General features: G+C 58.1%; 25 protein-coding genes. 17 read left to right on the top strand and 8 right to left on the bottom strand.

Annotated elements, in window-relative coordinates; genetic code table 11:
* The first annotated feature begins 35 nt into the window (after positions 1-35).
* The 8 genes from V2I08_RS04340 to V2I08_RS04375 all read left to right on the top strand — a co-directional run bounded on the left by V2I08_RS04340 (position 36) and on the right by V2I08_RS04375 (position 9,059).
* Entirely contained in the window at positions 36-614 is a 579-nt protein-coding gene (locus V2I08_RS04340; RefSeq protein WP_349633981.1) for a hypothetical protein, read from the top strand.
* A 350-nt stretch (positions 615-964) separates the two neighbouring features.
* The gene (locus tag V2I08_RS04345; protein WP_349633982.1) at positions 965-1,426 is read left to right on the top strand and encodes a ferric reductase-like transmembrane domain-containing protein; all 462 of its coding nucleotides are present in this window, start codon (positions 965-967) and stop codon (positions 1,424-1,426) included.
* Between the two features lie 254 nt (positions 1,427-1,680).
* Complete coding sequence (locus V2I08_RS04350) at positions 1,681-2,445, top strand: TetR family transcriptional regulator (protein ID WP_349633983.1); 765 nt, start codon at positions 1,681-1,683, stop codon at positions 2,443-2,445.
* Between the two features lie 30 nt (positions 2,446-2,475).
* On the top strand, positions 2,476-4,023 hold the full coding sequence (locus tag V2I08_RS04355) for a CapA family protein (RefSeq protein ID WP_349633984.1): 1,548 nt from the start codon (positions 2,476-2,478) through the stop codon (positions 4,021-4,023).
* Positions 4,020-5,342, top strand: coding sequence for an MFS transporter (locus tag V2I08_RS04360; RefSeq protein ID WP_349633985.1), 1,323 nt, complete (start codon positions 4,020-4,022; stop codon positions 5,340-5,342). The genes V2I08_RS04355 and V2I08_RS04360 overlap by 4 nt, the downstream gene beginning before the upstream one ends.
* Before the next feature lies 1 nt (position 5,343).
* Positions 5,344-5,973 carry a flavin reductase family protein gene (locus V2I08_RS04365; RefSeq protein WP_349633986.1) on the top strand — a complete coding sequence of 210 codons (630 nt, stop codon included), beginning with the start codon at positions 5,344-5,346 and terminating at the stop codon, positions 5,971-5,973.
* Positions 5,974-6,003: 30 nt separating this feature from the next.
* Entirely contained in the window at positions 6,004-6,789 is a 786-nt protein-coding gene (gene pcaD / locus V2I08_RS04370; protein ID WP_349634121.1) for a 3-oxoadipate enol-lactonase, read from the top strand.
* An 86-nt stretch (positions 6,790-6,875) separates the two neighbouring features.
* Complete coding sequence (locus tag V2I08_RS04375) at positions 6,876-9,059, top strand: TonB-dependent receptor (RefSeq protein ID WP_349633987.1); 2,184 nt, start codon at positions 6,876-6,878, stop codon at positions 9,057-9,059.
* A gap of 187 nt (positions 9,060-9,246) precedes the next feature.
* On the opposite strand, the gene V2I08_RS04380 is transcribed toward V2I08_RS04375, so the two are convergent.
* Positions 9,247-10,002 carry an enoyl-CoA hydratase-related protein gene (locus V2I08_RS04380; protein ID WP_349633988.1) on the bottom strand — a complete coding sequence of 252 codons (756 nt, stop codon included), beginning with the start codon at positions 10,000-10,002 and terminating at the stop codon, positions 9,247-9,249.
* A 55-nt stretch (positions 10,003-10,057) separates the two neighbouring features.
* Positions 10,058-11,101 (bottom strand): alpha/beta hydrolase, encoded by a 1,044-nt coding sequence (locus V2I08_RS04385; RefSeq protein ID WP_349633989.1) that lies wholly within the window; start codon positions 11,099-11,101, stop codon positions 10,058-10,060.
* A gap of 192 nt (positions 11,102-11,293) precedes the next feature.
* On the opposite strand from V2I08_RS04385, the gene V2I08_RS04390 reads away from it, so the two are divergent.
* From V2I08_RS04390 to V2I08_RS04400, 3 genes are all read left to right on the top strand, one after another.
* Positions 11,294-12,397, top strand: a complete 1,104-nt coding sequence (locus tag V2I08_RS04390; RefSeq protein ID WP_349633990.1) for an LLM class flavin-dependent oxidoreductase — start codon at positions 11,294-11,296, stop codon at positions 12,395-12,397.
* Between the two features lie 100 nt (positions 12,398-12,497).
* A complete protein-coding gene (locus V2I08_RS04395) occupies positions 12,498-13,385 on the top strand; it encodes an ABC transporter substrate binding protein (protein WP_349633991.1) in 888 nt (295 codons plus the stop codon).
* A 187-nt stretch (positions 13,386-13,572) separates the two neighbouring features.
* A complete protein-coding gene (locus tag V2I08_RS04400; RefSeq protein ID WP_349633992.1) occupies positions 13,573-14,127 on the top strand; it encodes a carboxymuconolactone decarboxylase family protein in 555 nt (184 codons plus the stop codon).
* Positions 14,128-14,158: 31 nt separating this feature from the next.
* On the opposite strand, the gene V2I08_RS04405 is transcribed toward V2I08_RS04400, so the two are convergent.
* On the bottom strand, positions 14,159-14,935 hold the full coding sequence (locus V2I08_RS04405; RefSeq protein WP_349633993.1) for an SDR family oxidoreductase: 777 nt from the start codon (positions 14,933-14,935) through the stop codon (positions 14,159-14,161).
* Between the two features lie 200 nt (positions 14,936-15,135).
* A complete protein-coding gene (locus tag V2I08_RS04410; RefSeq protein WP_349633994.1) occupies positions 15,136-15,741 on the bottom strand; it encodes a HupE/UreJ family protein in 606 nt (201 codons plus the stop codon).
* 222 nt (positions 15,742-15,963) lie between these two features.
* Here V2I08_RS04410 and V2I08_RS04415 point away from each other — a divergent pair, with 222 nt between their 5' ends.
* The 5 genes from V2I08_RS04415 to V2I08_RS04435 all read left to right on the top strand — a co-directional run bounded on the left by V2I08_RS04415 (position 15,964) and on the right by V2I08_RS04435 (position 20,843).
* Positions 15,964-16,647 (top strand): TetR/AcrR family transcriptional regulator, encoded by a 684-nt coding sequence (locus tag V2I08_RS04415; RefSeq protein WP_349633995.1) that lies wholly within the window; start codon positions 15,964-15,966, stop codon positions 16,645-16,647.
* 212 nt (positions 16,648-16,859) lie between these two features.
* Positions 16,860-18,128: a DUF3500 domain-containing protein gene (locus V2I08_RS04420; RefSeq protein WP_349633996.1), complete on the top strand. Its 1,269-nt coding sequence runs from the start codon at positions 16,860-16,862 to the stop codon at positions 18,126-18,128.
* A gap of 72 nt (positions 18,129-18,200) precedes the next feature.
* Entirely contained in the window at positions 18,201-19,226 is a 1,026-nt protein-coding gene (locus V2I08_RS04425) for a phosphotransferase family protein (protein WP_349633997.1), read from the top strand.
* A gap of 61 nt (positions 19,227-19,287) precedes the next feature.
* The gene (locus V2I08_RS04430) at positions 19,288-20,079 is read left to right on the top strand and encodes a fumarylacetoacetate hydrolase family protein (protein ID WP_349633998.1); all 792 of its coding nucleotides are present in this window, start codon (positions 19,288-19,290) and stop codon (positions 20,077-20,079) included.
* 32 nt (positions 20,080-20,111) lie between these two features.
* Positions 20,112-20,843 (top strand): cupin domain-containing protein, encoded by a 732-nt coding sequence (locus V2I08_RS04435; RefSeq protein WP_349633999.1) that lies wholly within the window; start codon positions 20,112-20,114, stop codon positions 20,841-20,843.
* 73 nt (positions 20,844-20,916) lie between these two features.
* On the opposite strand, the gene V2I08_RS04440 is transcribed toward V2I08_RS04435, so the two are convergent.
* From V2I08_RS04440 to V2I08_RS04455, 4 genes are all read right to left on the bottom strand, one after another.
* Positions 20,917-22,125 carry a serine hydrolase gene (locus V2I08_RS04440; RefSeq protein ID WP_349634000.1) on the bottom strand — a complete coding sequence of 403 codons (1,209 nt, stop codon included), beginning with the start codon at positions 22,123-22,125 and terminating at the stop codon, positions 20,917-20,919.
* Positions 22,122-23,495, bottom strand: a complete 1,374-nt coding sequence (locus V2I08_RS04445; RefSeq protein ID WP_349634001.1) for an MFS transporter — start codon at positions 23,493-23,495, stop codon at positions 22,122-22,124. Before V2I08_RS04445 ends, V2I08_RS04440 begins: the two co-directional genes overlap by 4 nt.
* 127 nt (positions 23,496-23,622) lie before the next feature.
* Positions 23,623-24,012, bottom strand: coding sequence for a nuclear transport factor 2 family protein (locus tag V2I08_RS04450; RefSeq protein ID WP_349634002.1), 390 nt, complete (start codon positions 24,010-24,012; stop codon positions 23,623-23,625).
* Between the two features lie 192 nt (positions 24,013-24,204).
* Positions 24,205-24,879, bottom strand: a complete 675-nt coding sequence (locus V2I08_RS04455; protein WP_349634003.1) for a dienelactone hydrolase family protein — start codon at positions 24,877-24,879, stop codon at positions 24,205-24,207.
* A gap of 329 nt (positions 24,880-25,208) precedes the next feature.
* On the opposite strand from V2I08_RS04455, the gene V2I08_RS04460 reads away from it, so the two are divergent.
* Positions 25,209-26,204: a zinc-binding dehydrogenase gene (locus tag V2I08_RS04460; protein ID WP_349634122.1), complete on the top strand. Its 996-nt coding sequence runs from the start codon at positions 25,209-25,211 to the stop codon at positions 26,202-26,204.
* The last annotated feature ends 3 nt before the right edge of the window (positions 26,205-26,207 follow it).

Below are 26,207 nucleotides of genomic sequence, written 5' to 3' on the forward strand. Positions count from 1 at the left end.
CTGTTGATGAAGCAATGGGCTATTGACGACATGCCTTGCGCCGCACAGGTTGCGAAGGGATTGCCAGAAATCATCTAATCGGCAACATTGATCAAAATTACATAAAAAAGAGAAGTAATGTAGAGGATGATATTGTGAATAAGCTATTCATTGTGGAGCCTGGCACGATCATGGCGCGTGAAGCTGCTATCGGCTTTGTGATCGGTGGTGCTTTTTCGGCTGCGATTACTGTTGTAGCTTTTTGGGGAACGCCTTGGTTGAATGTGGAGGCTTTCAATAGCGACCTTATGTTGCAAACCCTCGGTGTATGCATTTTTACGGCCATTGGCGTCACTCTTGGCGCTCGCTCGAAGGCTGCTAAGGGGCAGTGGCCGATAATGGAAAGATTTTCTCTGCTGCCTAATCGCCTTCTGCTGCGGTTGGTCTTTCTGACTTTGGCAGGTCTTTTGGTTGCGGCCTTACCGATGGCGCTCGCCTTCGCGGCTGTTGCACCCAATGGTGCGAGTTTTGTGGCCTCCCTTGTCATCAAGACGATCTATGGTGCGATCCTGTCTAGCGTAATCGCTGCCCTTTCAGTGCGTGCCGTGATGGGTGAGCGCGCTTCGCGCGTCTAATCCGACAACATATTCGTGCGTCTTTTGCTTTTAATGACCCGACCTCGGACTATGTTCGGCTTTCTTTCAACTTTTGGCGGATAACGGGGTAATTCCAGGCTGTTTGACAAGTGAAGAGCGGGCTCCGTTGCCTGGCTTCGATGTCGGACTGGCGCAGCCTTGAGCGAGCGTTCCGGATCATTCTAGGGGAGGTTCTGATAGTGCGTAGTCGATCGGCTTTCTATCCTTGGTGGTTGTGGCTGCTGTTCGCTTTCCCTGCAATCGGCCTTTCCTGGTCGGCGCTCAGCTCGACTGATCCGCGCGCATTTCATGATTTGCTGCACCCAACCGGCGAGTTTTCCGCGCGGTTTATGATTGTCGCGATGATGGCGACACCGTTGGCGCTGCTGTTCCGGGGCAGGCGCTGGACCAACTGGTTGCTGCGGAATCGTCGTTATCTGGGTGTGGCCGCTTTCGGCTATGCGGTGCTGCACACTATATTCTACCTGATCGACAAGGCCGGACTGGACTCGGTTCTGTCCGACCTGCCCAGAATTTATATCTGGACGGGCTGGATCGCTTTCCTGATCTTCGTGCCGCTGGCCATCACCTCGAACGACTGGTGTGTGCGGCGCATGGGTGCGTCGTGGAAATCGTTGCAACGCTGGATCTATTGTGCGGCAGCGCTGACCCTTGTTCACTGGGCCGCACTGCACGACTGGGGCGGGGTCGGTCCCGCCCTGGCCCATTTCGGCCCGCTGGCCGTGCTTGAAGCCTATCGGTTATGGTATCGCTTCGGGCGGAAGCGCCGCAAGGGAGCGGCTGCGCCCTGACAGGCTTTCTCAGCTTCTGACAACAGCAACCAAATTGGGCCAGCGCTAGGCGCGCGGTACGGAATGTCGCTGTCCGGTCCGCAGAGGTCATGCTCATTGGCTTCCCGATGAAGCATGGATTGACATTTCGGTAAATGTTACATATTTGATCATCCGGACAAGACAAATTATTAGGCAAGCCGGGCGCGCCAATCGTTGGCTTGGGGGATGTCTGACATGCGTGATGGTGGACCAGAGGCAGGGTCGGAACGGCAATGAACGCGCTTGTTGTGGACGCGATAGAGCAGCTTGTGCGCGAAGGCCTTTCCGTGTCGGAAGCCTGCGAGAGGCAGGGTATTTCACGCCCGACCTACTATCGTTGGGTACGAAGTAAGCGGACGCGCAGCGGCGAATCCGTCGTAACCGGGGCCACCGTTGTCATCGAAAAATTGCTGGACGCCGGCGAGACGCTGTTCGCGCGGGACGGCTTTGCCGTGTCCTTGCGCGAGATATCCAAGAGTGCTGGCGTCACCCACAGCTTGATGCTGTATCACTTTCGTGAACGTGAGCATTTTGTCGGACGTATCGTCGATCGTCGACTTGCCGAATTCAATAGCCTGCGGATCGACTATCTCGACGGCATCCTCTCCCGCGATGGTCGCCCACAGGTCGATGACATCGTCGATGCCTGGATGGTGCCGGGTTTGCGCGCGGCCTTTAGCAGCGACCCCGGCATGGCGCGCTATGTTCGCCTGATCGGCCGGATCGCCCAGTCGGACGAGCCTGCTATGCAGCGTATCGCCGAGCGCGCCTTCACCGACCTGCACCGCCGCTTTCTGGACGCTTTCGCGCTGACTCTGCCGGATCTTGCACCGGACGAAATCATGTGGCGCTACACCGCCCTGACCGGCCTCTATCTCAACATGACCCAGAACCCCAACCGGATCGAGCGGATTTCGGGCGGGACCATCGTGCTCGACGACCCGGACAGCGCCATCGCGATGATGCGTCCTTTCCTTGTCGCGATGATGAAGAACTGATGGCGACCGGCCAGAATGGAGAAGAAAGACATGCGTTGGAACAGGCTGGCAACCGTTATGTTTCTTGTGGCGGTTGCGCCGGTCGCCCTCGCCCAGGCTGAAGCGGAGCCGGGCGTTTCCAGTATAGACAGCAGGGCGCGACCGCTGGCCGAAGCCGCAGCACGACTCAGAAATGCCGATGGCACTTATGCCAAGGTGGTGGTTGATCCCGCCCGCGATCTGAAAATTACCACGCGGGGGGATTTCACTATCGCGGCCGTCGGCGATATCGTTGCCGCGCGGCCCACTGCCGGCCTCGCCGACACCGATGTACAGGCGATATATGATGTGTTGCGGCGCGCCGATGTCGCCTTCGGCAATCTTGAAATGACGGTGATGGACCCGCGCAAGGCTGACGGCCTGCACAAGCGTGCGCTTTACTTCATGGCGCTCGGCAAGCCGGAGATTGCCGACGATCTCAAGGCCATCGGAATCGATGTCGTCAACCGCGCGAACAACCATAGCACCGCCTGGGGCGTGGAGGGGATGCGGGAGACGACGGCCCAACTCGAAAGGGTGGGGATCGTCGGAGCCGGAGCGGGCGAAAACAAAAGCGAGGCGCAGCGTCCGGGCTATTTCGAATCGGCCAAGGGGCGCGTGGCCATTCTCGGTATTACCGCCAATGCAGAACTGGACGCGCGGCCGGCCGGTGACATTTCTGCCGGGTCGCCCGGCGCAAATGCGCTGCATCTTCGCCGACGGATCACCCTGCCGCGCCAGGCATTTGACTCGCTCAACGCCGCCTATGCACAGGCACCCTATATGTTTCCCGGATTCTCGCCGATCACCAGCGGGACGATCTCGTCTGAAGCAAGTCCGGGCCAGATACGAATTTACGACAATATCTATGTCGCTGGCGACAAGCCGTCCTTCAACTATGATTTTATGGGCAACGAACTGGCGGAATATGCCCGTGAAGTCCGCAACGCCAAATATAGCGCCGACTTCGTCGTCGCCAACATCCATGCCCACCAGTGGCAGATACCCGAAGATGCAAAGTCCGCCCAGAGCAAGTCGGCGTCGCCCCCGGATTTCCTGAAGACGCTGGCACATACGGCGATCGACAATGGTGCCAGCGTCTTCTACGCGCATGGTGAAGGCGAAGTGCGCGGCATCGAAATCTACAAGGGCCGCCCCATCTTCTACCAGTTGGGCATGTTCACCCGGCAACCCTTCCTGCCGCAGCACTGGGAAGCCGATCTGTGGACGGCGACAGCGCGCCAGACGCCCGGATACCAGCCGGACCTCAAGGATGTCATCACGCTCAGCGAAGCGGCGGGCGGGATCTATCCGGCCGCCCATCATCGCGAATATTTTGAGAGCATTGTCGCTGTATCGCGCTATCGCGGCGGTCGGATCGCGGAAATCCTGATCTATCCGGTCGATATGAAGTTTGACGGCCCGTTTTACGACATCGGTGTGCCACGTCTGGCGCGCGGCGCGGTGGCGCAGCGCATCTTGGAGCGCGTTCGCGATCGTTCTGTCGAATTTGGTACCCGTGTCGAAATCCGTGACAGTGTTGGAGTGATCCGCCCGTGAAGGGCGCACTCCACATGCCTGCCGAGCCGGACGGGATGTCGACTTTCCAATTGCGGGCGGTCCTGATCTGCTTGCTTATCAACATGTTCGATGGCTTCGATGTGGTGGTGGCGTCCTACACAGCGCCGGTCATCGCCGGCCAGTGGAATGCATCGCCCGCGTGGATCGGCGCGTTCATCAGCGCCAGTCTGCTTGGCATGACCGCCGGATCGCTGGTCCTCGCCCCGCTTGCCGATATTGTCGGTCGACGGCGCACCATCATCGGCGGACTGGCGGTGATATCGATCGGCATGGTGGCCAGCGGTCTGGCGCAGGATCTCACGCAACTGATGGCGACGCGGATCGTTACCGGGGCAGGCATCGGCCTGCTGTTCGCAAGCCTGACGACGATCGTCGTCGAATATGCAAGCGATAGGCACCGCGACCTGGCCATCAGCTTTCTATACCTGGGCTATCCGATCGGGGCGACCGCAGGCGGCATTTTGACGGCCTATTATCTGGGCATCGGCGGCGGCTGGCGGGAAGTCTACATCGCAGGCGGCCTGGCGGGCGGCGCGATGATTCTGGCGGTTGCTGCCTGGTTGCCGGAATCGATCGCCTTTCTTGCGGCGCGGCAACCCACAGGCGCGCTTGACCGCATCAATCGGACGCTGGACCGGATGGGGCGGCCGCGGCTTGATGCCCTGCCGCCGCCGCAGGTGCAGGGACAGTCATGGCACCGGATCGGTGCCCTGTTCGCAAACGGGCATTGGCGTTCCACATTGGCCCTGTGGCTCGCCTTCGCGACGTGCATGCTCTCGTTATATTTCCTTATCGGCTGGACGCCGACGGTATTGATCGATGCGGGCCTTTCAACCAGCCAAGGTGTACTCGGCGGCGTGGTGCTCAACGCGGGCGGCGGCGTAGGCATGATGATTCTTGGTATCCTGGCGTCCCGTCATTCACTCAAGGGATTGATCGCTTCCTATTTCGTGGCGGGCGCGGCGGGCATGGCGCTGTTCGGCCTTCTGGCTGACGCAGACGTTCGATTGGTGCTTTTAATGGCGATGATCTTTGTCATGGGTCTGTTCACATATGGTGGCCTTGTGGGTCTCTATGCGATGGCCACGCGCGTTTATCCAAGCGGTGTGCGCGCAACTGGTGTGGGCTGGGCCATTGGCGTTGGTCGGTTCGGATCGATCATTGGGCCTGGTCTTGCGGGGGCGCTGATCGGCTTGGGCTGGGACCGGGCCAGTTACTTCGCTTTGCTGGCGGTGCCGCTTGTAGTGGGTAGCATCTGCATGTTGTTTATAGTTGCATCAACCAATGAATTGACCTAATATGTTTTACGAACCAAAAGACGGCCATGGCCTTCCGCATAATCCGATCCAGGGATGCGTCGTTCCGCGTCCCATCGGATGGATTTCCACTCGGTCGGCAGCAGGAGTAGATAATCTATCGCCTTATAGTCATTTCAATCTCGCGGGCATGTTGCCGCCAATGCTGATGTTCTGTTCCAACGGCCCGCATGTCGACGGACCGATGAAAGACTCGGCAACGAATGCGATCGAGACGGGTGAGTTCGTTCATAATGTCGCGACTTACGCCCTGCGGGAAAAAATGATCGCAAGTTCAGCGCACTTTGAACGTGGCGTGGACGAGTTCGAGCGGGTGGGTTTGACGAAGTTGCCTAGTCGGCTTGTCGGCGCATCGAGGGTTGCAGAGTCCCCTGTCGCCTTCGAATGTCGGGTCATAGAGATCGTGAATTTGCCCTGCACTATGGCAAATTCTTCTAATATTATGGTTATTGGTGAAATAGTTGGAGTTCATATTGAAGAATATATCCTGAGAGATGGATTGATAGATATAGGGTCATTGGATCCAATAGCTCGTCTTGGATATAATGAATATTCCAAAGTAAGCGATGTTTTCGCGGAAAAGAGGCCGGATGACCTTTTAGCGAAATATTGATTTAATCAGCGAGAGGGTGTTGTGGGAAAAGTGGTTTCCAGCGATAATTGCAGCATCGCGTACCGCATTGACGGTCCGGTACATGCTCCGGTCTTGCTGCTTTCCAACTCCCTTGGCACGACGATGGATATGTGGGCACCGCAGATCGCGGCGTTTTCCCAGTTTTTCAAGACTGTGCGCTACGACAGTCGCGGGCATGGCGGATCGCAGGTGCCCAGCGGAAGTTATACGATCGAGCGGTTAGGTCGCGATGCTCTCGATCTGGCGGATGCTTTGGAGATCGACTCTTTCGCGTTCTGCGGACTGTCAATGGGTGGTTTGGTCGGCCAGTGGCTGGCCATTCACCACTCCGCGCGAGTTCGGGCGTTGGTTTTGGCCAATACCGCCGCACGGATCGGTGTCGCTACGAACTGGAATCGCCGCATTGAGACAGTTTCGTCCGATGGCACGCAAGCGATAGCGGATGAGGTGATAGCTCGATTCTATTCTTCAGGCTTTGTTTCGGCCAATCCTGATCTTGTCGACGACATGCGACATATGATCTGTGCGATTTCGCCAAAAGGATATGGCGGCTGCTGCGCTGCGATCCGTGATGCCGATTTTCGCGATCTACTATCTGCCGTCACGACTCCGACGCTTGTTTTGGCAGCAGAACGGGACGTTTCGACGACTTTGGCCGAAGGCAGATTCCTGCACCAATCCATATCTGGATCGCGCTTTGCCCAGCTTGACGCCGCCCATTTGTCGAACGTCGAAAGATCCAACGAATTTAATGCGTTGGTGTTGAGATTTTTGACAGAAGCAATCAGCCATTAAAATTATAAATAAGGTAAAACTTATAATATTAGGGGAGAAATATAATGACTAGGAATAATATATCTCTGTTGCTTGCTTGCACTGCTATGACAAGCGGTACAGCAATTGCGCAGGAGGCGGTCGATGACGCCCATGCAAATCAAGAGATCATTGTTACAGCCGAACGGCGGGCAACTTCGTTGCAGAAGTCATCTCTTGCGGTCCAGGTGCTGACTCCAGAAGAACTTCAATATGTCAATCGACCACAAGATCTGACTGCAGTTGCGCCTGGTGTCATGGTTGGCGCGACCGGCGTCAATCCGCAAGTCTATATACGCGGTGTTGGCGACACCGCCGGCAACACGCGGGATACGACTTCGGTCAATTTTTCGATTGATGGGATCAATCTTGCCCGTGCCTCTGGTGCGACGACGGCCTTTTTCGATCTTGCGCGTGTTGAAGTTCTGAAAGGTCCGCAAGGTACACTTTATGGACGTAACGCAAGCGGCGGTGCCGTCAATGTCATCACTGTCCGCCCGGTGCTGGGCGAGGTGTCAGGCTATGTCACCGGCGAATATGGCAGCTTTGACCTGCTCTCTGGGGAAGCCGCACTGAACCTCCCTTTGGGGACCAAGGCCGCCATTCGCGTTGCTGGTCAGGTGGTTGACCGTGACGGCTATATGTCCGACGGCGGTCAGGATCAGCGGACCAAGTCGCTTCGCGCCAGGATATTGTTCGAACCAAGCGATCGCTTCTCGCTGCTGCTGAACCTTGATGGGTCGCACATTGGCGGCAACGGTTCGGGTAACACGGTGCTGCCCGTGTTCGATAATGATCCATGGCGGTCAAACACTGAGGCACCGCGGCCCTATCCGATCAATTCGGGCCCGGCGATACCGACACCGACAGATCGCAATATCGATGCGGACCTGCGCAATATCTCGGCAGAACTCAATGTGGGACTAGGCGATTTTGCAACGCTGACGGTGTTGCCGGCCTATCGCTACACCTATCTGGACACGGTTGCCTATTCGGCAACCTTGCGGTTTGCCGAGATTACCACGACCAAGCAGACGTCAGTCGAGGCACGGTTGGGTAATAATAGCGACAGGCTGAAATGGGTGCTGGGCGGCTATTATTATCGCGAAAAAATGGATCAGGGACTTTCAGCCGCTCAGGGCCCTGTCTACAGCTTTACTCAAACCGGCCAAACCACCGTGTCCAAGGCCGTGTTTGGCCAAGCGACTTTTTCCATCATCCCAAGCATCCGTATCATCGGCGGCCTTCGTTACAGCTCCGAGACCGTCGATGGCGTGATCGAGCTTGGCACCGGGGCACCGCCGATCGTACCGATCAACCTTTCTGGGAATCGGATCAACATCTCCGATCTCACGGCGAACAGAACAAATTGGAAGGTCGGGGTCGAGGCAGATCTTGGCGAAGCTTCGATGGCCTATGCGACCGCCTCAACCGGCTTCAAGGCTGGTGGCTATTCGCCCTTCACCTCCATATGCGGCGGTCGAACATCAACAGAGCATGAACCTGAAGACTTGACTGCTTATTCGGCCGGTCTGCGCAACCGTTTCTTGGGGGGCGCGCTACAGGTGAACATGGAAGCTTTCTACTGGAAGTATAAAAACCAGCAGTTTGCCACCCAGCAGGACCTGCAATGCAATTCCGGCATCGCCCGCCAACGCTTCATCCTCAACGCCGGTGAATCCACCATCCAGGGTGCCAACATCGATGTGGTCGTGCGTCCCTTTTCCGATGGCGTGCTGCATTTCTTTGCAGAATATGCCGATGGAAATTACGACAACTTCCTACTCGCGGCGCAGCCAGTGTCGGGTGTAGCACCCTATCTTCCGGCGAGAGGCTCACGCTGCAGCTATGCGCAGACGGGGGGCACTGTCGATGTCGATTGTTCAGGACAATCGCTCCCGCGCCTGCCTAAATGGAGTTTGGCACTCGACTATCAGCATACGTTCCGTCTCAAAGGTGGCGGCTTGATACGGCCGAAGGTTGATCTGCAGCACGCCAGCAGTCGCTGGGCAGATGCGGTGTTCGGTCCGAATGGGCGGTTGCCTTCCTATACGCAATTGAACGGGCAGATCGCCTACAAGGCCCCCGTGAATTCATGGGAAATTACCGCCTACGTCCGCAATATCACCAACGCTAAAGTCTACACAGGTGGTCTTTCGACGACGACTGCGGCACCAAATGGCTCTAATATCTATTCAGTCACGATCAATCCCCCTCGTGCCTATGGCATTCGGGCGACCAAGAATTTCTGAAATATATCTAAATATTCCGGGGCTGCATAAGCCCCGGAATATTGTATAGAAAGCCATGCTTTGAGAAATTCGTTGCCGACGGATTTCCGCATGCATAAAAGACGAGTGTTGCGCGCGTATACCCCCTTATGTGGAGGTCTTGCGTGTCAGAATCTGGCCCGCATCTTTTTAAGATAGCGACGCTATACTATTTGTCGGACTTCCCGAAATTGGCGAAATTTTCCTGTGTTTCACGCAATCTGGCCAATGCTGCGGTTTGCGTCTGTTCGTAGCGATAGCCGTTGCGAAGGGGCATTTCCTCGGTGAAGTCGAACGAGCGTTTTGCGGCGAGTATGGCTTCATAATGTTTGCCCGCGATCTCCGTGGCGATCTGCTGTGCTTCAGCCATCAACCTTTCACGCGGCACGCAGACCGACGCCACATTCATGCGATACATATCCGCGCCCGAAAAGCGTCGGGCGGTGAAAATCATCATGCGGGCATTGGATTGCCCCAACGCACGCATGACATGGCGAACACCGCCAGCCATCCCGTAGTCGACCTCGGTCATTGCGAAGAACGCATCATCGCTGACGATCAATATGTCGCAAACGAGCGGCAGGACGCAGCCTGCGCCGATGGCCGCACCGTGAACCGCGGCGATGACCGGCTTGCGGCATTCGAGCACAGCGTCGCAGGCTTCGCGGACGATGCGGTTATGTTCGCTATATCCGCCCGGACTGGCCAATATCTGCGGTCGTTCCTTCAGGTCAGCCCCGGCCGAAAAGCATTTTCCGGCACCGGCCAGAATGACGGCCTGGATTTCGTCATTTTCGTTGATGCGGTCCAGCGCCGCAATGAGGTCGAGCCGCATCTGCCGGTTCTGCGCGTTGACAGGGGCACGCGACAACAGGATCGTCGCGATACGGTTTTCGATGGTCATTTCCAGCGTTTCAAATTTCACCGCAAATTTTTCCTCTCACTGGTGCGGGTTCATCGAATGGGCCATCGCGGTGCCGCTATTCGCACGCGCGCTGCAAAAATGTCATCATTCGCCGATTTGCCGTTTGCGCGATTTCCATTTTCGGAAATTTCGCAAAGTCATGCGGCATTCCATGGTAAACATGCCATTCGAAATGCTTTTTCAACTCGTTCAGCCGGGTCGCCATTCGCAGATGGGCCGGAAATGTGAAATCGGCTGTGCCGACCACCAAAATCATGGGCGGCAACTTGGTGTCTTGGGTCAACTGGTCGAGAAGGGACGCATGGCCCTTGCGCGCCATGATCTGGCCATCGACATTGCCGTCCATTCCCTCGAAAGCGCGAAAGCGGGCGCCATCTTCGCGCGCCAGGTTTCGAAGCAACAGGTCGAATGCCAATCCGCCGCCTGCAGAATCGCCGCCAAGCACCATGCGTGCCGGATCGGCCCTGATGGCCGCGCCGTGGCTGCAAAGCCAGTCGATTGCAATCTGCATTTCATCGATCAATTGTTCGTAGGGCGCTTCGGGCATGTGCGAATAGTCGGGGAAAACGACGACGAAGCCATATGAGGCAAGCGTACGGATCCATGGTTCGAATTCATGGGAATGCCCGGCCATCAGCCCATGGCCATGGGCGTGAACGAGCACCGGGAACGGGCCATCGCCATGGGGAATGGCGACCGCCGCAGTCACTCCGTCGGCCAGTTCCATGTGCGGGTGCCACTGCGCAACATCCGCCATCGGCACATCTGTCGGCATCTGCATGGGTAAAAGCTGATCCATCAGGTAGCGATAGGCATCGATGTCATGAATGGTCTGGCCGCGCGCCGTGATGGTTGCCATCGCAGCGCCCATTGTCGCGTTGAGCTGATCGATAAATTGTGCGTCATTTTCAGAAACAATCGGCATCGCGGACCCCGTTTTGAAATCGTACCCACGCTTCCCCATCGCCGCTATGATGGCGAACGTTTCGATGCAAGAAGCTGAGCGGCGCTCTTGCGAACTATATTGATGACGCCATAGTGTAAACCCTAAAGTCGGCTTTACGACCTTTATCGAGCAAAACGTGGGCTGGCATAGCATTCGTTCGATATATGGTCATTTTTGTACAGGTCCGCGTGCATCTAAACGACGATCGCGGCCATAATATCCACATAATTTCCGTTGAAAATGTCAATATAGCAGTTAAATAACGTTTAGTGCCTTCATGCGCTGGCGGGGATGTCCATAACGGTCGACGCCAAGTCCGCCGGAAGTCCATGGGAGGGGTTCAATATGCGCTTTTCAATCTCTGTCGGGCCAACGGTTCGTGCCGACCTGGGCGAAACGGCGGCCGAATGCTGGACAAATCATGTCGACGATGCCCTTCTGGCGGAAGAACTGGGCTTCGACGGCTACTATGTTGCGGAACATCATTTTGGGCATAGCGCCGGTCATTCCACGCCTATCATGCTGCTGGCCGACATCGCCGCGCGCACCAGCCGGATTCGTATCGGCACGTCTATCATCTGCGCGCCCCTGCATAATCCGCTGCGCCTGGCCGAAGATCTCGCTGCGCTTGATATCATGTCAAGAGGCCGACTTGAAATAGGCGTTGGCGTTGGGTCCCAGATCGAGGAATTCAAGGCCTTTGGCATCGATCCGGTTGAGCGGTTCGGCCGCACATGGGAAATCATTGATTTCATCGAGAAATGCTATGCCAGCCCGCCCGACGAGGAGTTTCACTGGAACGGAAAATATTATAACATTCCCGGCATTCGCTGGGTGATGCAGCCCGTCCAGTCGCCGGTGCCGATCGCATGGGGTGGTTTCGGACCGAAGGGCGTCGCCCGCGCCGCCAAAAGGGGGTATCACCTGATCGCGCCGGACGTTACCGGAGAATATAGGCGCATCACGGAGGCGGACGGTCGCGACCCGCGCGACTATCTGGTTGGCATCAGCGACATCGTCAGTATCGGCGACAGCCAGGATGATGCTCTGGATCAGATCGCCGAGGCCTGCGCCTGGGTGAGCAACCAATATGGCCAGCGAACGAACCTCGACGGATCAGTGCCGCCGCGCCATGTCTTCACCCCGGATGATATTCGCGAAGCGACTCGCGGCGCAAATGCTACTTTTGGTATCGCCGCCGCTGCGGGCGAAAAGCCCCGGCCATTTTCCGTACCGCTTGCCGGCACCGTAAGCCAAATCCGCGACCATTATCTGTGCGTGGTGCGCGGCGAGCGCGGGTTGATCACGCATATCCGGCTCAATATCCGGCAGGCAGGCGCGCCGACCGCCGGGGTTCGCCGGACGATGCGACTGTTCGCGACCGAAATCCTGCCTGCGCTTCGCGAAGAAGCCGTGCGACTATGGGGTATGCGATCCATGGTTCAATAAGATAGAAATATTCGGCAGTTTATCATTAGTCGGGGGCGATATGTCACACCAGCCGGTTCAAGTTTCAGCCAGGATTTCAGGCCGAGCTGCCCGTATCGCTATGTTCACCTATGCGGCGGATGTTCCGGGGTATGGAACCCAACTCGACATGGCGGAGCGGCATCTCGTCAGGCTCGGCTACCGTCCGGGCGACAATGCCGAATATCGACGCTTCTTCGGCAATCGCGACAAGGCGCGCACCCAAGCCCTGGCTCATGAGATCGTCGGGTGGGGCCCCGATGTCGTACTCTCCTTCATGACCAACGCTGATCTTGCGATGATAGAGGCAACGCGGGAGCAGCGTATTCCGATAGTCTGCTGGTCTATGGACCCTGTCGGCTCCGGCCTGGTGGAAAATGTGCAGCGGCCGGGCGGTAACCTGACAGCCGTGACATGGGTTCCCGGCGTCGAATCGGCGCAACTGCGCCTGCTTCGCGCCCTGAATCCAGCCATTGAACGTGTCGGCTATCTCTATAATCTGGGCTATGCTCCGGCCGCCGCCGCGCGTCGCAACATGCTTTATGCGGGCGAGATATTTCGTGCGGAAATCCTGGATCGGGAGTGTGTCGACCGCGAAATGCTTGGGGATGTCGTGGCTGCGCTGGCGGCCGACGGTGCGCAGGCCATCCTGCTGGGACCGCACGAATTGCTGGGGCATGGCGGTGACCGGATAGCCGAAGCCGCCATCGCGCACGGCATTCCCAGCATCGGAGGAGACCCTTCTGGAACCTTCCCTCATGTCGCGAGCTTCCATCCCGATTTCGAGCGCGTGTGGGGAGAAGCGGCCACGATGGCGGCGGCGCTCCTGGAAGGGGCGGACCCCGCCACCATGGCTGTATCGCGTTTCATAAAGCCGCTGGTCACATTGAAGCTTCCGGTCCTCGACCGGCTGAAACTGACGGCACCTGACTGGCTGTTGGCTGAAGTCGACAATGTGGTCGACCGTTGATGACTTTCGCGATTGCGACTGACAATGATTTTCTCAGTCGAAATTACATCTGTAAAGTTGGTTTTATGTATGTTAGCTGGCGAATGTGCGACGCTCACCGCGCTTACGGCACAGGCAGGACGCGAACGCAGCGCGGAATGGATGAGAGGCATTGATGGCAAGGATCAAGTTACCGGAGCGTTCAACGATGACGCCCGCACAGGCGGCCGTCCACGACAGGATCGTCAGCGGACCCCGTGGCAGGCTGGCCGGTCCTCTCCGCGCCGCGCTTCTCAATCCAGAACTTGCCGATCGCTGGCAGAGTCTGGGCGCGTTGCTCCGCTATTCCACGTCGCTGCCGCCAAAGCTCTCGGAACTTGCCATTCTGGTGACGGCGCAATCATGCCGGTCCTCGCTCGAATGGATCGCGCATGCGATCGAAGGTCGCAAGGCCGGGCTTGCCGATGAAATGATCGACATGCTGGAGCGTGGGGAGCCGATTGCAGGTGACAGCGACGAAGCGGTGGTGTGCGCCTTTGCACGAGAGCTTAACCAGCTCAATTCGGTCACCGACGCGACCTATGACAGCGCCCGAAAGCGGCTTGGCGATGTCGGCGTTGTCGAACTGACTGCGCTTGTCGGCTACTACACCATGGTTGCGATGACGCTCAACACACATGAAATCCCGTTGCCGCCGGACATGGCCGATGTTCGCAAACCCTTTGCCTATCCGCACGACCCCCTTGGCCAGATATACGCCTGAGCAAGGGCGGTCGGCGCGGATTCACCGGAAATCAGATAAGTCCTTCGTAGCTGCCGCCGTCGACCTGAAGATTCTGGCCGGATATGAAGCCAGCCTGCGCGCTGCAAAGATAGGCGCAAGCATCCCCAAATTCCTTGGTTGTGCCAAATCGCTTGGCGGCGACGGTATCGGCAATCTGTTGACGCGCAGCGTCGCGATCAATGCCTTGTTGCGCCATGATCCGCTGCGCCATGAATTCCTGGCGGGGCGTGTCGATCCGTTCGGGCAGAAGATTGTTGATCGTCACATTGTCGATCGCGACATCGCGCGAAATCGCTTTGGAAATGGCGGTCAGCCCGGCGCGGGCCGACGTGGAAAGTCCCATCAGTGGATGCGGCGACTTGACCATGGCGGACGTGATGTTGACGATCCGCCCGAACTTCCGTTCACGCATGCCCGGAATGAAGGCGCGCATGAGCAGCACTGCGGGAATCATATTGGCCTCGATTGCGCTTAGCAAAGCCGCATGGTCCCAGTCCTTGAGATGTCCGGGCGGGGGACCGGCGTTATTATTGACGAGGATATCGATATCGCCTGCCTGCGCGATGATTGCATCGCGTCCTTCTTGCGTCATCAGATCAGCGCAAATCGTCCTAACCTCTACCCCATAATCAGCAAGTTCGTCCGCGACCTTTGCAAGCTTGGCTTCGTCGCGACCGTTGAGGATGATATTCACGCCTTCGCCTGCCAAAGAATGGGCGCATGCCAGGCCAAGCCCTTGTGACGATGCACAGATGAGTGCGATTTTTCCCCGAATCCCAAGATCCATTTTTGATGTCCTCCGTAATTTTCGCCTTGCGGCGACCTTCGTGAGCTGGGTTTGTTTAAGCCCCGCTTTAAAAAGACGTACCCGCCCAGCCCAGAGATTATGACTGACCCCTATCGGTGATTTGGGAGGGGAGGGCAGAGGTCAATCTGCTGCGGTTCGGGAAGGCGCAGTTAATCCACGGCACGATCCAAGCCATCGGATCAGGCCATCAGGATGAACAGGCCTGTGCAGGCGGTGCCCAGACTGGCGATACGCCGTCCATGCAACGCCATACGCACTGGCAGGCGCAGCATATGCCGTCCAGCGACGGCACCAGCGCCATGCAGCAGCATCGTCATGATGAGCACGCCCATAATATAGCTTGGCTGCAAGGCAGCGCCGCCTTTGTCTCCGACATGGGCCATGCCGTGGAACAGCCCAGCGCTGCCGGCGAGCAGGCCGACCGCCCACACAGGCAATGATTGGTCGATCAGTAGCGCACAGCCGGTCAGTAACAGGCCGACAGCAATGGCAATCTCCGCGCCATTTCCAAAGGAAACGGCACCCGCCTGCATGCCGAGCGCCATCATTGTCACAAAAGCAAGCGGCAGCACAAAGAGTCGGGTGGAGATCTGCCGGGCTGCGAGCAACCCGATCGCAACCATGGTAACGAAATGATCGATCCCCGTCAGCGGATGCAACAGCCCATCTGCCATTGCCATGGCGTCGTGGCCCGGATGTGCGGCAGCCGGCACGGCCGATAGAAGAAGCATGATCGATGTGGCGCGCGCTATTCTCCGTTGAAGGCGCGCTGTCCTACTTTTCATGCTGTCCCGCTCCCTCTACTTCCAGGCATTTCTCTATCAGATCATTCTCTGGTTCCCACATTCTCATAGGATGATCATGGGAAGGTTTTTTTGAGATGCTCGTGGTTTTTAAAGTGCGGGCTTCCTGTGTCAAGGCATGGCGAAACGGCGCTTATCGACGGACACACTTGAAGGGCCCCATCCCTTGACAAATTTCCGCGGACGAGCGCATGTTTCTGCCCTGTGGAGCAGGCAATCCAGACAAATGAATGCAGTGACCGTACGAGACGGGACAAGGCCAGAGACAAGCGTGATCGTACACGACGCGCACTGATCGATACTTCGCTGCGCCTGATCGCGGAAAAAGGCATTGAAGCAACCTCGGTATTGGAGGTTACCAGCGTACTGGGAATCAGCAACGGGGCCTTCTACTACCACTTCCGCAACAAGGATCATCTGCTGGAGGAGGTGGCTCACGCCGTCGTCGAAAGCGTGGTTGCCCAGATCGAAAGCGTTTCACGCGATGACCCAGCCGCGCAAGTGGCTCGTGGCCCGCTTATCGTATTGCGCTATTACGAAGATCATCCCCGCATGCGTACCATCATGCTGCGCGTGGTGATCGACCCGGACCGTGCGCATGAAAATCTGCATAACAAGCTGCTCGAACATGTTTCGCGCGGCAGGACGGTGGGCCGCTTTGGCGTTGCGGACGTCGATCTCGGCGCGGCGTTTTGCCGTGCTTTGGTCGCCGGAGCGCTGCGCCAGTACACGCCAGGCTGCGATTCACGCCTCCTTGCCCGGCAAGCTTCGGCGCATACACTGGCGATGCTCGGCCTGCCTTTGTGGGAGGCGTTCAGCGTTGTCGAGCAGGAATGCGAGCGGATCAACGCGGAAGAGAGGGAGCGGGCGGAGGCGTGCGCGATCTAATCGTCCGACGCCGATAGTGGTCTTCCGAACCTTGGCTCACACGCCATCCCGCATCCGTTTCATGATCAAGTGAGAATCTCTCAGTAACACTTGTCTATGCGCGCTGCGGACGTTATGCCCGCTGGGCAAGAGGATGAAGTGGCGCGACGGCCGGATCGAGTGGAGGAAACAACCGCCGAACGGTTCGCTTGCGGCAGGAAAGGAGCGATCTCATGACCATGCTCGGCTATGAGCACTATGTCGATCCGAACGCCGTTCCACGCATTTCGAAAGAACATGCCCGAATGGACATGTTCGACTATCCGCCATTTCTCGACCGTCTCCTGGGAATGTGGGGGCCATTGTCGAAGGAGCCCGTGCGCGGAATTTCGAGCGACGGGCATGTGATACAAGGGCTTTATGGGCTGAAACCAAATGCTGCGCCTGTTGCGTCCGCCGCACAGGCGGCAATGCGCTGGCTGGACTCGCTAGACGGCAGCGCGCGTGCGCGCGTGCATTTCCCGCTGGATTCGCGTTATCGCTTCCAGTGGCAGAACACCCCCTTGCTGCTGCGTCCGGACCAGATGGAATTGCTGGAAATGACCCACGATCAGCGGGAGCGGGCGCTGGAACTGGTCCGAGCCTCGCTATCGAGCCGGGGCTACGAACGTACGCGCGGCATTATGGACAATAACCGGCTGCTGGGCGAACTCAACAATCTGACCGATCTGTTGAACGAATGGTCCTTCTCCATGGCGATCTACGGTACCCCATCGACCAGCGATCCTTGGGGCTGGCAATTTTTTGGCCATCATCTTGCGCTCAACTGTTTCTTCGTCGGTGGGCAGATGGTCCTGTCCCCGGTCTTCATGGGCCTGGAACCCGACCACGACCATGGTGGAACGCGCAGGCGTGCGTTCGAACCACACGAACAGCGCGCGCTCGCCTTGTTCCACGGGCTTTCGCCGTCCGACCAGAAGGCCGCCATCCTTTACCGATCGATGCTCACGGCCGATCAGCCGGAAGGCCGCTATCATCCTGACGATGGCCGCCAGGTCGGCGGTGCGTTCCAGAATAACCGCGTTGTCCCCTATGAGGGCGTGTCGGTTCGAAATTTCAACGCCGATCAGCGCCGAGCGCTGCTCGATCTGGCGGATGTTTTCATCGATGCCTTGCCTGACGGGGTTTTCGGCGCGCGCCTCAGCGAGATCGAACGCTATCTTGATCGGACGCACTTCGCCTGGATCGGGCAAGCCGATGAGGTCAATCCCTTCTATTTCCGCATCCATAGCCCAGTGGCGTTGCTTGAACTCGACCATCATAGCGGCATTTTTCTGGCAAATGAGGAGCCCGCGCGCTTCCATGTCCATACGATCGCGCGTGCGCCCAATGGCGGGGACTATGGGGTCGATTTGCTGCGACAACATTATGCCAGGGGTGGTCATGACGGCGGTGGCGCACACAGCCATGATGGTGGCCACACTTTCCATAACCATGACTAAGCGCGTGGGTCGCGGCGTAAGGCAGAAGCGCGCGCTGGCCTTCCGGCTGCCTTACGACATTGGAGCCTGACGATGGAATTGGCGACTGAAGAACTGCCGCTGTCTGTCGAAGCGTGGCTGAGGGATCATGTGCCGGGTTATGTTGGCCCTGGGCGCATCACGAAATTCGGCTTCGGGCAAAGCAATCCGACCTATCGTCTCGACGCCGCATCAGGCACCTATGTCCTGCGGCGCAAGCCGTTCGGTACGCTGCTTCCCAAGGCCCATGCCATCGACCGCGAGTTCCATATTCTCTCCGCCATCGCCGGTCGCGATGTGCCGGCTCCGCAGCCATTGGCCTATTGCGATGATCCGCAGGTTATCGGGGCGGAATTTTACGTGATGGAGCATGTGGTTGGTCGTATCTTCTACGATCAGACGCTACCGGGGATGAGCGCTGCCGAACGCAGCGGGATATTTTCAGCCATGGGCACTGCTGTTGCGGCGTTGCACAGCCTTGACCCGGTCACGATCGGCCTTGCGGACTTCGGACGGCCAGAGGGGTTTGTCGCCCGTCAGGTAGCGACTTGGACCCGTCAGTATCGCGCGTCCGAAGGCGCGCGGATCGATGCTATGGAAAGGTTGATCGAATGGCTTCCGGCCAACCTGCCGCCTGAACAGCCGGGAAGAATTTTCCATGGCGATTTGCGGCTGGACAATATGATCTTCCACCCCGACGAGCCGCGGGTTGTCGCACTGCTGGATTGGGAGCTGTCGACGGTTGGCGATCCTTTTGCTGATTTCGCCTATCACGCGATGGCCTGGCGGGTGCCGGTTAACCTTTTCCGGGGGCTGGCGGATCTCGATCATGTCGCGCTCGGCATTCCGCATGAAGCCGCCTATGTCCGTAGTTATTGCGAGCGCCGACATATTGCCGCCATTCCTTCGTGGAACTTCTATCTTGCCTTCAGTCTGTTCCGGGTCGCGGCCATTCTGCAAGGCGTACGAAAGCGCGCCCAGGACGGTCAGGCGAGCGCCGCAGATGCGCTGGATGTCGGTGCCAAGGCGGCTCCGCTCGCTGAGATTGGCTGGCGCATCGCCAGTGGACCGGAAGCATGATGCGACCATCAAATCATAGCCCCAACACCACAATGCGCCGAGCGAGGAAGGAACAGTGTAGATGAGATCGATAGAAGAACTCGCCAGCCATATCGACCAGCCGGGAATTGATGGCGATCCGTCAAAGGACATCATCCATATCTGCCCGGACATCACGCAGGATCAGGCGCTGGCGGTCCAGCTTGCCGTGAAGCGTCGTCGGGTGGCGGCAGGGGACCGGATTATCGGCCATCAGGCATCATTTACCTCGAACGGCGTCCGCGCGATGTTCCCTGATGCCCCATTGCCGATGGTGGGGACGTTGCTGGCCTCAATCGCTCGCCGCAGTGGCGAAGAGGTTCAGCTAGACTGCGAAAAAGTTTTCATCGAATGCGAGCTTGCGATGGTCCTGGGAAAGGACCTGAAGGGTGACAATCTGACACCGATTGAGGTGTTGAGCGCCATCGACGGCTTCCTCCCGGCTATCGAGGTCGCGCCATTGCGTCCCGGCGTTTTGGAGAAAGTCTATAGCTGGCCGCATCTCATCGCGGTGCAGAAGGCCTTTGGCGGCTATGTCCTGTTCGGCGACAAGATCATGTCGGCCAAGGGCTTTGATCCGCGCCTGGAACCCTGCACGGTCAGCATCGATGGCGAGGAACGCGCGGTCGCCCTGGGTCTGGAGGCGATGGGCAATCCCCTTAACGTCGTGGCGGCCATGGCTGCACGCCTGCACGCCATCGGCGAACATCTGCACGCCGGTCAGATCATAATGACCGGCAGCCTGCCGCCGCCACAGCCCGTTACGGTCGAAAACCGGGTGGCACGCGCCGACTTTCCCAATCTCGGCTCGGTCAGCGTCCGCATCGCCCGCTGACACGACAAGATCATATTTGAGGAGCAGTTCCCATGCGTCATATAAGGCCATTTGATCCGGCAACAATTCCGCCAGATGGCGGGCAAACCCTTATCGACGAGCAGGAGGATCTGGGTTGCACGATCACGTTGCGCCGTGGCGGCAGTGCGCGTGCTGCCCAGGCCAGCCCGCAGGAACGTTTCGCCCTGATTCTGGAAGGTGCGCCCGCCCTCGCATTGGATGGCGAAGACAAGCCTGCCGCGGTGGGTGACATGATGTTCATTCCCGCAGGTGTGAGCGGAAGATTCTGCGGCGACGCCCATGCCGTGTGGCTCGAAGTCCATGCCGATCTTCGCGCGGGAGGCTCTTCAACGACCGATGATGTGGCTGTTATCAAGGTCGATCATACCAAGTTTGAGGGCGATGGCTTTGCCTATCAGGCGATGATCGACCGCACGTCGGGTTCGGGGACCATGCGGGTCAATGTGCTTCAGGTACAGCCCGGTTCGGGCAGCCCCGACTTCCATATCCACGCCTTCGCCCAGATATATGTCATCCAGGAAGGCGAAATGACGATCGACATCGGGCGCAGCCGCCAAGTGGCCAAGGCTAATTCGCTGGTCATCCTGCCGCAGGGGCTGGTTCATCGCAATTTCAACGCATCGGCTGCGGTCGAGCGCCATGTCAGTCTGCTGGTACCCGAACCCGAAGAAGGCGCGGTGTTCGACTATGCCATCACGATCAATGAATTCGAGGCCGAATTGTTGACGAGCATTCCCGCCTGAAACATGTTCGCGACCAATATCGCCGGGGCGGGGGCAATATCGCCCCCGGCTCCGGCATCCGTTGTCGATCGGCTCAGCCTGAAAGCGCGTCGACCACGATCCGCTCGATGGCGCGGTGCAGTGGCGCGACGCCATGTCCGGCACCGGGCATCAGGATTACCAGCACGGCGTCCAGCGCGGGCATGACCCACAGCCGTCGGGTGCCGATCCCGTCCCAGCCATAGCTTCCCGACGGCACGGCGATACCGGCAGCGGCGCAATCCTCGACGATGAGGACGCCATAGCCATAGCGCAGGCCTGGCTGGCTATAGCTGCTGCCCAGCCAGAAATCCGCCATGTCGAGACCGGGGAAGATCAGATCGCCAATCTGGTTGGTCCGCATGAGGTCGACGGCTGCGGGCAGAAGGATTTTCCGGCCCTCGAACATGCCTTGCCCAAGTAGCATCCTTCCAAAGCGCGCATAGTCAGCGGCGGTTGTAAAAAGCCCGGCAGACCCCGATGCATAATCTGTCCGAACGGTGCGCGGACTGGCAAGTGCTTTGCGGTCGGCGAGCTTGCTCGCGATACGCGGTTGCAGGCCGAAGCAACTGTCTTTCATGTCCAGCGGTTCGAACAGCAATTCGGCGCAATAGTCGGCAAAGGGCATGTCCGCAGCGATTTCGACAAGTCGCGCAAGCACTTCATAGCCGGTCGCGCTCGAATAGGCCCAGCGGCTGCCGGGATCGAAATCCAGATGCGCCTCTGGCAATTTGGCCACATAGCTGGCGATACTGTCGTCAGGTGCCGTCAACGGCAGGCTCGGATTAGGCAGGCCGATAGAATGAAGGCCTGAGGTGAAGTTCATTATGTCGCGCACGGCAATTGTGCGGCGGGCGGGCGTGACGTCGAATTCCGGCATTCCGCCAGGAGGATCGCCGGGTGCGAGATGGAGCGGCGGATAGCTGGCACCGCGCTTGAGACGGCGCACCTGCGGCAATGTGGCGAACTGGGGAATATAGTGCGACAGCGGCGCATAGGGATCAAGTTTGCCCTGTGCAATGAGCTGGCACGCTGCAGCGGCGGTCACCACCTTGGTCAAGGACGCTACGCAGAAACAACTGTCGGGCTGAAGCTGGACGTCATCGGCGCTTCCATCTGCCCCCATGGCGACATGGGCAATTATGTCATCGCCCTGGCTGACGAGGATGATGCCACCAGCTATGTCACCCCGGCGAATCCAGTCACCTAAATGATCCTGCAAATTGGTCGTGAGCACACGGGACGCCGTGACGGCCTGCATCATAGCGCGGCAACTTTGACTGATGCGGCTTCCTGTCGTTTGCGGGACCGGCTGATCAGCAGGAAGGCGAGCCCGGACAGCGCAACTTCTATAGGGATCGCGCCTAATAATGCCCATTTGAGCGACTGTGCAGTGCCATAGGCCGGACTGAGTGTATCGCTGACCATGCCAACCACGAGCGGTCCCAGGCCACCACCGATCAGATTGATCGCTACCATGATCATCGAGACCGCCAGACCATGCTGCGAAGGCGGGACGACTTCAAGGACCAGATTGTTTCCGGCTGGTCGGCTGCTGAACATCAGGAGGAAGAAAAGCGTAGCGATCGCCAGGCAGCTTTCCAACGTGGGTGCAAACAACATCAGCGCACCAAGTGGGGCTGCTGCAAGAGCGAAAAGCCCCGGAATGGTCGAGGTGAACCGCCTGTTTCCGGTACGCTCGACGAGCCATGTCGTGATGAAACCGCAAATCAGGTAGGATATGAACATCACTGCGCCCATACCCAGCCCGATCAATATAGCCATGGTCTGGATGGAGATGCCGAACTGACGCATCAGATAGACGCCGAACCAAACGACAATGACGCTGGTCGCGATGCCGATCATGATCTGGCTGGCAAACAGCAGGGCAAAGCGTGGATTACCGAATAACGAAGCGCAGTCCTTCCAAATGGAATTGCGGACAACGACCGTCGCTTTTCCGTTAAGCGCGCTGGCGGCACGACGGGCCGGTTCCTTCATCGTGAAATACATCAACAATCCCAGGATCAGACCGGGCGCGCCGACTGCGATCAGGGTCACGCGCCAGCCGTAATTATGCGCGAGATAACCTGCTATGGGGCCAACCAGAACCATGCCTAGCGGCATGCCGCCCTGAAAAATGCTTGCTGCAAGCTGCCGCCTGCGTTCCGGAAAGAGATCGGAAATCAGCGACATCGAGGCAGGCAGGCAGGCCGACTCCGCGGCCCCCAGGCCAATTCGGCTCGCCATAGCCATCCAGATATTCGTGACGAAACCAGTACAGGCAGCAAAGATCGACCATATGGTTACAGATCCAGCCATCAGGAGGGAGCGATTGCCCCGGTCCGCGATCCGCGCCATCGGGATGCCGAAGATAAGATAAAAGACGATGAACGAAGCCCCGCTCAATATACCCATCTGGGCGTCGGTGGCTCCGAATTCCAACTTGATCGGCTCAAGCAGGATATTGATCGTGAAACGGTCGGTCGTAGCTAGGGCGTAGGCCACGGTCAGCAGGCCAAGCGTATACCAGGATTGTGCGGGGACCGCCTTCATATCTTTCTGGGGCGTCGTTGACATATCCTCGAACAGCGGCGGTGAAGCGGCTTGCGGAATCGACTGGCTATCTGGCACGCCTCTCTCCTGCGGAATCATCTTGTTGGATGATGGGATACCGCCGAAGATAACATTCGTAAAGCTAGTTGAATATCAAATTTGTATTTTAATGTCTGAAGGGCTGGGCGTTGGAGGGAAGCTGGGCTTAGGGGAACAGGGTCAACTGGAAATGGGTGAATCGCCAATTCCCGTTTTCCCGCCGCAATATTTGGGTCACCATCCCTTCCATCAGGCGTGGTTCGCCGCCAACGACCATGTGATTTGTCATCGGGCCGTGCATGATCGCCATATCGTCCATTACACGGATCGATAGTTGGCCGCGCTCGATCGCTCTAAATGCGCGTCCCGTGTCGATGTGATTGATCAGCGCCGTCTTGTCGTGGACCAGGCCGGTGCTATGGATATGGACCAGATCATCGGCCATCATTGCGTTCAGCGCGGGCAAGTCGACGGCGACAAGCGCCCTGATCCGCTCCTGCTCCAGCCGAAGAATTTCAGCCTCGATACCCGTGGCCGTTGCGATGGCCTGTTCCAATGTCGACGGAGATGTTGCCTCTTGCATCTTTACCAATCCACCTTTTTCCACGACCCGTCGTGCCACTATCTCTTGCCGTATGAAGCGGCCTGCCTTTTTGCAAGAGGCTTGGCACGGCAAAGTCAAACCCACCGACTGAAATATTCATTCGATCATATCTATGACTGTTTTTGCCGGTGGGGCGGTGCAAAGTCAGGAAATGGCAGAAAAGAAGGCAAGAGTCCGCCTTCGTGCCAGGTCGGCATCGCGCGGATCGGCATCGGGCGTTCCGCTGTTGTTGAACCCGTGGCCGGAGTTGGCATAATTATGCGCCGGAACGGTGGGGTGACGATCGCGGATGCCGTTGACGAACCGTTCGCCCGGCAAAAACGGATCTTTACCCCCGAAGTGACAGATTAGAGGGCAGCGCGGCGCAACATCCGCATGGCGCAGGACATCGCCATAATAGACGGCCGCGCCAGCGATGCCGTCGCAGCCGTTGGCGGCCAGCCACGCCAGTCGCCCGCCATAACAATAGCCAATAACGAAGATCGGCCCTTCCGCGTTGATCTTTGCCCAACCGATGCACGCCCGGACATCGTCGATCGCCTGTTCGTCGGGGGTTTCGCCCATGGCTGCAAAGCCTGCCGCGAAGCCCGCCTTGTCATGCTTGGCCAGGAAGCCGCGCTGAACCCGATCGAACAGCGAAGGCATGATGACGTGAAAGCCTGCTGCAACCCAGCGATCGGCGTCGGCGCACATATTATGGTCAAGCCCGAATATCTCCTGCAGCAGGATGATCGTGCCTCGTGGCGAGCCTGCTGGTGCCTGAACCATGGCTGCGATGCCTTCATCATGATGTGGGTTGTGCAGTTCGATGGTGGGCATGAATGCTCCTGAAGCTTGGGTGCGAGCGGCAAATATCTCGATAAGAATATGCCATAAAATCAATATTTCAATTCATACGCCGGCGATATCCTGGGGCCGCGGGATGATTCGCGCAAGCCAGGCAATATACACTCCCGAACCCTGATCCATCGGATATCGAACCACTGATTCTTATCTCTCCTGCATGGCGACGGCATCAACATAGGCGCAGCCACTACAAAGAAAATATGATAAACCTAAAAGATTGATTGATAGATTTATAGGTCAGACATAAAAAGCCGGCGATTGATGTCGGCTAATCCGGCAAGAGGGAGGGGTGAGTGGGCGAAATGATGAATGCGATCCGGTTCCATCGCAAGGGGCCACCCGAAGTCCTGCAATATGAAATGATCGACCGCCCCGTGCCGGGCGTTGGCCATGTCCTGTGCCGCGTCCGCGCGACGGGTGTGAACTATGCCGACGTTATGAAGCGTGCGGGCGATTCCTATCCGATCCCGGTCGAGCTTCCTTTCATACCCGGCGCGGAAGCTGTGGTCGAAATCGTCGAATCGGGAGAGGGCGTCGATCCGGGCCTGATCGGGCAACGCGCGGTCGTGTTTCCGGGGGCCAGTTGCTATGCCGACTATGTCGTCGTTCCGACGAACCGCGTTTATCGCCTTCCCGAACGGCTGGATGACGAACAGGCGCTTGCTCTGTTCGGTCAGGGTACGACCGCCGGTATCATGCTGCGTCAGTCGACGCGCATGGCCAAGGGGGATGTCGTCCTGATTCAAGCTGCGGCCGGTGGCGTGGGATTGGTGGCGGTCCAACTTGCCAAGGCATGGGGGGCGGGTGCCGTCATCGGCTGTGCCAGTACGCCCGAAAAGCGAGCGTTGGTTAAGGAATATGGTGCTGATTTGGTGGTCGACTACAACAAGCCGGGCTGGACCGAGGACGTTCGCGCCTTCACCGGCGGGCGGGGCGTCGACATCGTGCTGGAAATGACCGGCGGCCAGATTGCGGAGGAATGTTTCGATCTGATGGCTATGTTCGGGCGCAGCGTGGTGTTCGGGTCGGTCAGCGAGCAAAGCTGGCTGCTCGACACGGGGCGGCTGGCGCATCGCAGCCTGTCAGTCGCTGGCTTCTGGACCAGACCCCATCTGGATAATCCCGTGCTGTTCGAATCCATGCTCGCTGAATTTGCGGATCTGATTGAAGAGGGAAAGCTGAAAGTTCACCTTGGCGGGCGCTGGCCACTGTCGCAGGCGGCAAAGGCCCATGCGGCCATCGAAAGTCGCACCGCGACCGGCAAGCAGATTCTCGTACCCGACAGCGTTTTTTCCTGACGC

It is taken from the genome of Sphingobium sp. MK2, assembly GCF_040170545.1.
Lineage (GTDB): Bacteria > Pseudomonadota > Alphaproteobacteria > Sphingomonadales > Sphingomonadaceae > Sphingobium.

Coding starts and splice junctions, on each gene's coding strand:
- V2I08_RS04440 (WP_349634000.1), bottom strand. CDS start 22,125: ATGATGCAGGCCGTCACGGCGTCCCGTGTGCTCACGACCAATTTGCAG.
- V2I08_RS04355 (WP_349633984.1), top strand. CDS start 2,476: ATGCGTTGGAACAGGCTGGCAACCGTTATGTTTCTTGTGGCGGTTGCG.
- V2I08_RS04345 (WP_349633982.1), top strand. CDS start 965: ATGATTGTCGCGATGATGGCGACACCGTTGGCGCTGCTGTTCCGGGGC.
- V2I08_RS04390 (WP_349633990.1), top strand. CDS start 11,294: ATGCGCTTTTCAATCTCTGTCGGGCCAACGGTTCGTGCCGACCTGGGC.
- V2I08_RS04405 (WP_349633993.1), bottom strand. CDS start 14,935: ATGGATCTTGGGATTCGGGGAAAAATCGCACTCATCTGTGCATCGTCA.
- V2I08_RS04375 (WP_349633987.1), top strand. CDS start 6,876: ATGACAAGCGGTACAGCAATTGCGCAGGAGGCGGTCGATGACGCCCAT.
- V2I08_RS04385 (WP_349633989.1), bottom strand. CDS start 11,101: ATGCTATGCCAGCCCACGTTTTGCTCGATAAAGGTCGTAAAGCCGACT.
- V2I08_RS04460 (WP_349634122.1), top strand. CDS start 25,209: ATGATGAATGCGATCCGGTTCCATCGCAAGGGGCCACCCGAAGTCCTG.
- V2I08_RS04350 (WP_349633983.1), top strand. CDS start 1,681: ATGAACGCGCTTGTTGTGGACGCGATAGAGCAGCTTGTGCGCGAAGGC.
- V2I08_RS04435 (WP_349633999.1), top strand. CDS start 20,112: ATGCGTCATATAAGGCCATTTGATCCGGCAACAATTCCGCCAGATGGC.
- V2I08_RS04430 (WP_349633998.1), top strand. CDS start 19,288: ATGAGATCGATAGAAGAACTCGCCAGCCATATCGACCAGCCGGGAATT.
- V2I08_RS04455 (WP_349634003.1), bottom strand. CDS start 24,879: ATGCCCACCATCGAACTGCACAACCCACATCATGATGAAGGCATCGCA.
- V2I08_RS04420 (WP_349633996.1), top strand. CDS start 16,860: ATGACCATGCTCGGCTATGAGCACTATGTCGATCCGAACGCCGTTCCA.
- V2I08_RS04425 (WP_349633997.1), top strand. CDS start 18,201: ATGGAATTGGCGACTGAAGAACTGCCGCTGTCTGTCGAAGCGTGGCTG.
- V2I08_RS04400 (WP_349633992.1), top strand. CDS start 13,573: ATGACGCCCGCACAGGCGGCCGTCCACGACAGGATCGTCAGCGGACCC.
- V2I08_RS04365 (WP_349633986.1), top strand. CDS start 5,344: ATGTTTTACGAACCAAAAGACGGCCATGGCCTTCCGCATAATCCGATC.
- V2I08_RS04395 (WP_349633991.1), top strand. CDS start 12,498: ATGTTCACCTATGCGGCGGATGTTCCGGGGTATGGAACCCAACTCGAC.
- V2I08_RS04410 (WP_349633994.1), bottom strand. CDS start 15,741: ATGAAAAGTAGGACAGCGCGCCTTCAACGGAGAATAGCGCGCGCCACA.